The 7551-nt window shown below is 72.4% G+C and carries 6 protein-coding genes; 2 read left to right on the top strand and 4 right to left on the bottom strand.

The window, feature by feature from the left end; translation table 11 throughout:
- A partial coding sequence (locus AC1DYN_RS30830; protein ID WP_477966324.1) for a sensor histidine kinase occupies window positions 1-1026 on the top strand: 1026 nt, incomplete at its 5' end.
- 18 nt (window positions 1027-1044) lie between these two features.
- On the opposite strand, the gene AC1DYN_RS30835 is transcribed toward AC1DYN_RS30830, so the two are convergent.
- From AC1DYN_RS30835 to AC1DYN_RS30850, 4 genes are all read right to left on the bottom strand, one after another.
- Complete coding sequence (locus AC1DYN_RS30835; protein WP_477966326.1) at window positions 1045-2115, bottom strand: aldo/keto reductase; 1071 nt, start codon at window positions 2113-2115, stop codon at window positions 1045-1047.
- A gap of 39 nt (window positions 2116-2154) precedes the next feature.
- The gene (locus AC1DYN_RS30840; RefSeq protein ID WP_477966328.1) at window positions 2155-3864 is read right to left on the bottom strand and encodes an acetate--CoA ligase; all 1710 of its coding nucleotides are present in this window, start codon (window positions 3862-3864) and stop codon (window positions 2155-2157) included.
- 130 nt (window positions 3865-3994) lie between these two features.
- Window positions 3995-4513 carry a GNAT family N-acetyltransferase gene (locus AC1DYN_RS30845; protein ID WP_477966330.1) on the bottom strand — a complete coding sequence of 173 codons (519 nt, stop codon included), beginning with the start codon at window positions 4511-4513 and terminating at the stop codon, window positions 3995-3997.
- 12 nt (window positions 4514-4525) lie between these two features.
- Window positions 4526-5476, bottom strand: coding sequence for an alpha/beta hydrolase (locus AC1DYN_RS30850; RefSeq protein WP_477966332.1), 951 nt, complete (start codon window positions 5474-5476; stop codon window positions 4526-4528).
- 132 nt (window positions 5477-5608) lie between these two features.
- Here AC1DYN_RS30850 and AC1DYN_RS30855 point away from each other — a divergent pair.
- On the top strand, window positions 5609-7551 hold a 1943-nt coding region (locus AC1DYN_RS30855), incomplete at its 3' end, for an ATP-binding protein (protein WP_477966334.1).

The raw sequence follows: 7551 nt of genomic DNA on the forward strand, positions 1-7551 counted from the left end.
GAGGCGCGCCAGCCGCTGTCGCGGCTGGCCGACTGGTTCACGCTGAACCGGCTGGACGGCACGCCGGTGCCGCTGGGCGACTGGCCGCTGGCGCGCATCCTGCGCGGCGAGACGCTGCACGACACCGAGATCGTCGTCAGCAGCACGCGCCACGGCTGGCACAAGGTCTTCAACTACAACGGCGCGCTGGTGCACGACGCCCAGGGCCGGCCGATGGTCGCGATGGTGCTGGTCAACGACATCACCGCGCGCAAGCGCATCGAGGCCGGCGTGCAGCGGCTGAACTGCGAGCTCGAGGAGCGCGTCAACGCGCGCACGGCCGAGCTGCAGGCGGCCATCAAGGAACTGGAGGCGTTCAGCTACTCGATCTCGCACGACCTGCGCGCGCCGCTGCGCGCGATCGACGGCTTCTCGCAGGCGCTGCTGAAGGACTGCGCGCCGCAGCTGCCCGACACCGGCCAGCGCTACCTGCGCATCATCCGCGAGAGCGCGCAGAAGATGGGCCAGCTGATCGACGACCTGCTGATGTTCGCGCGCCTGTCGCGCCAGCCGCTGGTGCGCCGGCCGGTCGACCACGCGCTGCTGCTGCGCGATGCGATCGCGCTGCTGGCGCCGATGCGCGAGGGCCGCGAGGTCGAGTTGCGCATCGGCGAGCTGCCACCCTGCCTGGGCGACCCGGCGCTGCTGCGCCAGGTGTGGATCAACCTGCTGTCGAACGCGCTGAAGTACACCCGCCAGCGCGCGCATGCGGTGGTCGAGATCGGCTGCCAGCCCGGGCGCGCCGAGGGCGACGCGCCCGAATACTTCGTGCGCGACAACGGCACCGGTTTCGACATGCTCCATGCGCACAAGCTGTTCGGCGTGTTCGAGCGGCTGCACCGCGCCGACGAGTTCGAAGGCACCGGCGTGGGCCTCGCGATCGTGCAGCGCATCGTGCAGCGCCACGGCGGCGACATCCGCGCGCAGGCCGAGCCCGACCGCGGTGCGGTCTTCCTGTTCAGCATCGAACCCGCGACACGGCCGTGAACCGGGGCCCGCCGCCCCTTACTGCGCCGGGTCGCGGTGCGTCCAGCGGATCGCGTCGATCTCGGCCAGCAGCTCGGGCGACAGCGCGGTGCCCCAGGCGGCGAGGTTCTCGTCGAGCTGGGCCAGCGTCGTCACGCCAATGATGGTGCTGGCGACGCGCCAGCTGCCGTACACGAAGGCCAGCGCGAGCTGCGTGGGCGTGAGGCCGTGCCTGCGCGCCAGCGCGTTGTACAGGCGCGCCGCGGCCTGCGACTCGGGGCGGCCCCAGCGGCCCTTCTTCATCGTGTCGAACAGCGCCAGCCGGCCCGGCCTGGCGGTGCCGTCGAGGCCGGTGTCGTCGTACTTGCCGGTCAGCGCGCCGAAGGCCAGCGGCGAATAGGCCAGCAGCGACACCTGCTCGCGGTACAGCGTCTCGTCGAGCGCGTTGTCGAGCGAGCGGTTGGTCAGCGCATACGGGTTCTGCACCGTGGCCACGCGCGGCAGCCCGTGCTGTTCGGCCAGCCGCACGAACTCGCTGACGCCCCAGGGGGTCTCGTTCGACAGCCCGACGTGCCTGATCTTGCCGGCCTTCACCAGCCCCGCGAAAGCCTGCAGCTGCTCGTGGATGCTGCTGAATTCGCGATCCGCCTTCGGGTTGAAGTACAGCGCGCCGAAGGTCGGCGCATTGCGGTTCGGCCAGTGGATCTGGTACAGGTCGATGACGTCGGTGCGCAGGCGGCGCAGGCTGTCGTCGCAGGCCGACACGATCTCGGCAGGCGTCAGGTTGTCGCTGCCGTTGCGCACCCAGTCCATGTTGCGCGACGGGCCGGCCACCTTGGTGGCCAGCACCACCTTGGCGCGCACGCCGGGCCGCGCGGCGAACCAGTTGCCGATGATGCGTTCGGTGGCGCCGTAGGTCTCGCGCCGCGTCGGCACCGCGTACATCTCGGCGGTGTCGATGAAGTTGATGCCGCGTTCGACGGCATGGTCGAGGATGGCATGGGCCGAGGCTTCGTCGACCTGTTCGCCGAAGGTCATCGTGCCGAGGCAGATCGGGGTGACGCGCAGGTCGCTGCGGCCGAGTGCAAGGGTGGCGGCAAAGGAGTTCATCGGCGCAGTTTATGCGGCCTCGAAACCCCGTGCAGGCGCTCAGCGGGCGAGCCGCGCGCGCTCTTCCTCCTGCAGCCGCAGCACGCGCCGCTGCACCTTGCCGGTGGTCGTCATCGGCAGCGCGTCGATGAACTCGATCTCCTTCGGGTACTCGTAGGGCGCGAGCCGGTCCTTCACGTGGGCCTGCAACTGCGCCACCAGCGCCGCATCGCCGGCCACGCCCGGCGCCAGCACCACGTAGGCCTTGACCAGCGCGCCGCGTTCGGGGTCGGGCTTGGGCACGACCGCGGCGTTCGCCACCGCCGGGTGCTTGACCAGGCAGTTCTCGATCTCGCTCGGCCCGATTCGGTAGCCCGCGGCCTTGAAGACGTCGTCGCTGCGGCCCTGGTACCAGAGGTAGCCGTCGTCGTCCATCAACGCGGTGTCGCCGGTGCGGCACCAGCTGTCGTCCGGGTCGCCGGTGAACTTGGCGCGCGTCGCGCCGTCGTTCTTCCAGTAGCCGAGGAAGAACACCGGGTCGGGCTCGCCGTGCACGTCGCGCCGGTGCACGGCAACGTCGCCGGGCGTGCCGCGCGGGCACTCGCGGCCGTCGTCGTCGAGCACCGCGACGCGGTGGCCGGGGTACGGCCGGCCCATGCTGCCGGGGCGCGCCGGCCAGCCCGGGTGCGTCGTGCCGTCGGCAGCGAGCAGCTCGGTGCAGTTGCCGACCACGTAGTTGATCTCGGTCTGGCCGAACATCTCGTTGACGGTGATGCCCAGCTGCTCGCGGCACCAGCCGAACACCGCGTCGCCGACCGCCTCGCCCGCGCTCATGATGGCGCGCAGCCGCAGCGCGTAGCGTTGCCGCGGCGCCGGCACCGCCTTCATCATCGCCTTCAGCGCGGTCGGGAACAGGAAGGTGTTGGTGACGCCGTAGCGCGCCATCAGGTCGAAGGCCTTGTCCGGCCCGAAGCGGCCCTGGTACGCGACGATCTCGCGTCCGAAGTACAGCGCCGGCAGCAGCGCGTCCATCAGCCCGCCGGTCCAGGCCCAGTCGGCCGGGCTCCAGAACACGTCGTCGTCCCGCGGGAACCAGTTCTGGCTCGCGACGAAGCCGCTCAGGTTGCCGATCAGCGCGCGCTGCGGCAGCAGCGCCCCCTTGGGCGGGCCGGTGGTGCCGCTGGTGTAGATCAGGATGGCCGGGTCGGCGGCCTGCGTCGCGACCGGTGCGAAATCGCCGTCGTCCTGCTGCAGCAGCGCATCCCAGTCGACGTCGCCGAGGCCGGCGCCTGCCCCCACGGCCCCCACGGCTACCACGCAGCGCAGCGCCGGACAGGCCGCGCGCACCGAGCGCAACGCGGCCAGCGACGCCTCGTCGCCGATCGCGACGCAGGCCTCGCTGTGCTGCAGGCGGAATTCCAGCGCCTCGGGGCCGAACAGCACCGACAGCGGCATCGCGATCGCGCCCAGCTGGTGCAGCGCGATGTGCGCGACGGCGGTCTCGATGCGTTGCGGCATCACGATCGCGACGCGGTCGCCGCGCTGCACGCCCAGGCGGCGCAGCGCGGCCGCCAGGCGTCGCGCACGGGCCTGCAGCTGGCGGTAGCTGCAGGTGCGGCGCGTGCCGTCCTCGTGCTCGTGGCGGATCGCGATCGCATCGGGCGTGTCGCGCGCCCAGCGGGCACAGCAGGCCTCGGCCAGGTTGAAATCGGCCGGCACCTGCCAGCGGAACGACGAATGGAGGGCGTGGTAGGTGTCGGCGATGGGCATCGCCGCAGCTTATGCCCTGCTCAGGCCGGCGGCATCGGGATCACTACGAGCGGGCCGAGCGCCGGGCCGCCCCAAGCCGGCCCGCATCCCCTCGGGGGATCGACCGGCGTACCCGCCGGGCGAGGGGTCGTCAACCTGCAAAGCGCTGCAGGGCATCGCCCGCAATGCGGCAGATGCGCCAGTCCGGCATCACCGTCGCGCCCATGCGCTCGTAGAAGCGGATCGCGTGCTCGTTCCAGTCGAGCACGCTCCATTCGAAGCGGCCGTAGTTGCGCTCGACCGCCAGCTTGCCCAGCCGCGTCAGCAAGGCCTCGCCGATGCCCTTGCCGCGCTGCGAGGGCTGCACGTACAGGTCTTCGAGGTACAGGCCCGGCTGGGCGAGGAAGGTCGAGAAATTGGTGAAGAACAGCGCGAAGGCGACCACCTCGCCGTCGGCCTCGGCCACCATCGCCTCGGCGACCGCCTTCTCGCCGAACAGGTGCGGTCGCAGCTTCTCGGGCGTGACCTGCAGCAGGTGGGTGAGCTTCTCGAACTCGGCCAGTTCGCGGATCAGGCCGACGATGGGGACGACGTCGCGCAACTCGGCGGCGCGCAGGGTGAAAGCGGGCTCGGCGGGGGTGCCGTCCGCGGGGGCTGGGGACATGGACATGCCCCCATTCTCTCAGGCCGCGAGACGTTCCCAGGCAACTGCGGGCGCCGGCTTCGCCACCTGCGGCCAGATCACGCAGACGGTGCGCGGGCGCAGCAGGTGCTGGCAGAAGAATTCGGTGACCCGCACGGTGTACGGCGCCCACGCATCGCGGCCGGCACCGGGCAGGCGGTTGTCGACCAGCCACCATTGCGCAAACGCCGACAGCGCCAGCCGGTGCGCGTCGTCGGGCCGCACCAGCCGGTCGGCGCGGCCGTGCACCATCAGCACCGGCCGGCCCTGCAGCGCCGACAGCTGCGCCTGCAGCCGCGTTTCGTCCAGCAGCACCGCACCCAGCAGCCAGGCCGCCGCATGCACGCCCGGCGCCAGCAGGGCACCGAGCCAGGGCAGCAGGTGCCATTGGCGGCGCAGCGCGCGCTCCAGCGTCACGCCGACGCCATCGGCCAGCACCGCGCGGATGCCGGGTTCCTCGGCCGCGGCGCCCAGCACCGCATTCGCGCCCAGGCCGGAGCCGAGCACGCCGATGCGGCCCGGGCGGAAGCCGCGTTCCACCAGGTAGTCGAAGGCGCCGAGCACGTCGTGCCGCTCGCGCCGGCCGAAACCGGCGCGCCGCGCACTGCTGCCGCCCTGCCCGCGCAGGTCGATCACCAGCACCGACACGCCCTTCGCGCGCAAGGCCTGCGCCAGCTCGCGCACCGGCGGCGCCAGTTCGCCGCAGCGCCGCGGCTCGTGGCGGTTGACCAGCACCACCGCCGCCTGCGCGACGGCGACCGGCAGGTACCAGCCGCAGACCCAGGCCCGGCCGTCGCGTGCCGGGAAGCCGACCCGGTCACGCGCTGCCTCGCCGCGCGCCGGCGGCTTGGGCCGTGCCCGCGTGTGGCGGTGCGCGACCCACAGACTGGCAGCCGCATAGGCAAGTGCACACCCGAAGGCGGCGACCGGCAACTGCGAGCTGATGTCCACGGTGGTGTTTCTCCCTGAGCTGGATGCAGTGTCCGAATTCGCGCGGGCACCGTCCTTCATCCGCCTGAAGCCGGCCTGAATCGTTCTGAAAAGCCGCGCCATCGCGTAAATTCGCCGCCTTGGAGGATTCCTTTGCCTGACCACTACCTTTTCGGACGCTTCCAGCTGCACCCGGCGACGCGCCAGCTGCTGGTCGACGGCCGGCCCGCGCTGCTGGGTGCACGCGCCTTCGACCTGCTGCAGGCGCTGGTCGAGCGCAGCGACCGGCTGGTGTCGAAGGGCGAACTGCTGGATCTCGTCTGGCCGGGCCTGGTGGTCGAAGAGAACAACCTGCAGGTGCACGTGTCGACGCTGCGCAAACTGCTCGGGCCGCAGGCCATCACCACCGTGCCGGGCCGGGGCTACCGCTTCACGCTGGTGGCGCAGGCGCCGGCCGCGGCGCCGCCGGCCGCCATGGCGCGCGGCAACCTGCCGGAGCAGGCGGTGCCGCTGCTGGGCCGCGAGCACGAGCTGGCGAGCTTGCTGGCGCTGCTGGACGCGCAGGCGCTGGTCACGCTGGTCGGGCCGGGCGGCATGGGCAAGACCACGCTGGCGCGTGCCGCCGCGCAGGCGCGCCGGCAGGCCTGGCCCGATGGCGTGGCCTGGGTCGAGCTGGCGGCGCTGACCGACCCCGGGCTGGTGGGTGGTGCCATCGCGCAAGCCTTGTCACTGCAACTGGCCGGCGGCGGCGATGCGCAAGCAGCCCTGGTGTCGGCGATGAAGAACCTGCAGGGCCTGCTGGTGCTGGACAACGCCGAGCACCTGCTGGAGGGGCTGGCGCCGCTGGTGCAGGCACTGCGACACGGTGCACCCGGCCTGCGCGTGCTGGTGACGAGCCAGGTGCCGCTGCACCTGGCCGGCGAACAGGTGCTGCGCCTGGAGGCGCTGGCCGTGCCGGCCGCCGAGGCGGCGCTGGGCGAGGCCAGGCAGCACGGCGCCGTCGCGCTGTTCTGCGAACGGGCGCTGGCAGCCGACCGGCGCTTCGCGCTGGGTGACGGCAACCTGCAGGCGGTGATCGAGATCTGCCGCCGGCTGGATGGCGTTCCGCTGGCGATCGAGCTGGCCGCCGCGCGCGTGCCGCTGCTGGGCGTGGCCGGCGTCGCGGCGCGGCTGGACGATCGATTCAAGCTGCTGGCCAATGCGGTGCGCGGCACGCCGACGCGCCAGCAGACGCTGCAGGCGGCGCTGGAATGGAGCCTGGGTTTGCTGCAGCCGGCCGAGCGCGCGGTGTTCGTGTCGCTCGGGGTGTTTGCCGGCGGCTTCAGCCTGCCGCTGGCAAACGCGGTGCTGGCGCAGGGCGACGGGCCGGATGAGTGGGCGTTGATCGATGCCCTGGCACTGCTGACCGACCATTCGTTGGTACAGGTGAGCGCGAGCGACCCGCCGCGCTATGCGCTGAGCGAGAGTGCGCGCGCCTATGCGGTGGCGCAACTGGCGACCGATCCGCGCGCCGACGCGTTGCGTGCGCGGCACGCCGCAGCGCTGCGCCGGTTCTTCGACGCGGCGCAGCCCGACTGGCTGCAGATGGCCGATGCGCCGTGGCTGGCTCACTACGAACCCGAGCTGGACAACCTGCGCGCCGCGCTGGCCTGGTCGCACGGGCACGACGCGCAGACGCTGATCGCGCTGGTGGGATCGGCCGCACCGCTGTGGCACCACCTGTCGCTGCACGCGGAGGCGCGTCGCTGGCACGAGGTGAGCGAGTCGCTGCTTCATGACAACGTTCCCAAGCCGCTGGCGGCGGCGTGGTGGCGGGCGGCGCAGTGGGTGTGGGCGGAAGCGTCGCCCGGGCGCTCGCGCGGTGCCGCGGACCACGCGCAGGGCCTGTACCGCGCGCTGGGTGACGAGCACGGGCTGTATGCGCAGCTGACCGGGCTGGCGGGCTTGTGGCATGAGCCGAATCCCGCGGCACGCGCCGCGCTGGAAGAGGCGCTGACGATCGAGCGGCCCGACTGGCCGGCCCGCGAACGCGCGTGGGGCCAGCGGGCGCAGGCCGACGTCGCGCGGGCCGAGGGCCGGCTGGGCGACAGCCGGAC

It is taken from the genome of Rhizobacter sp. P2_D12, assembly GCF_056404395.1.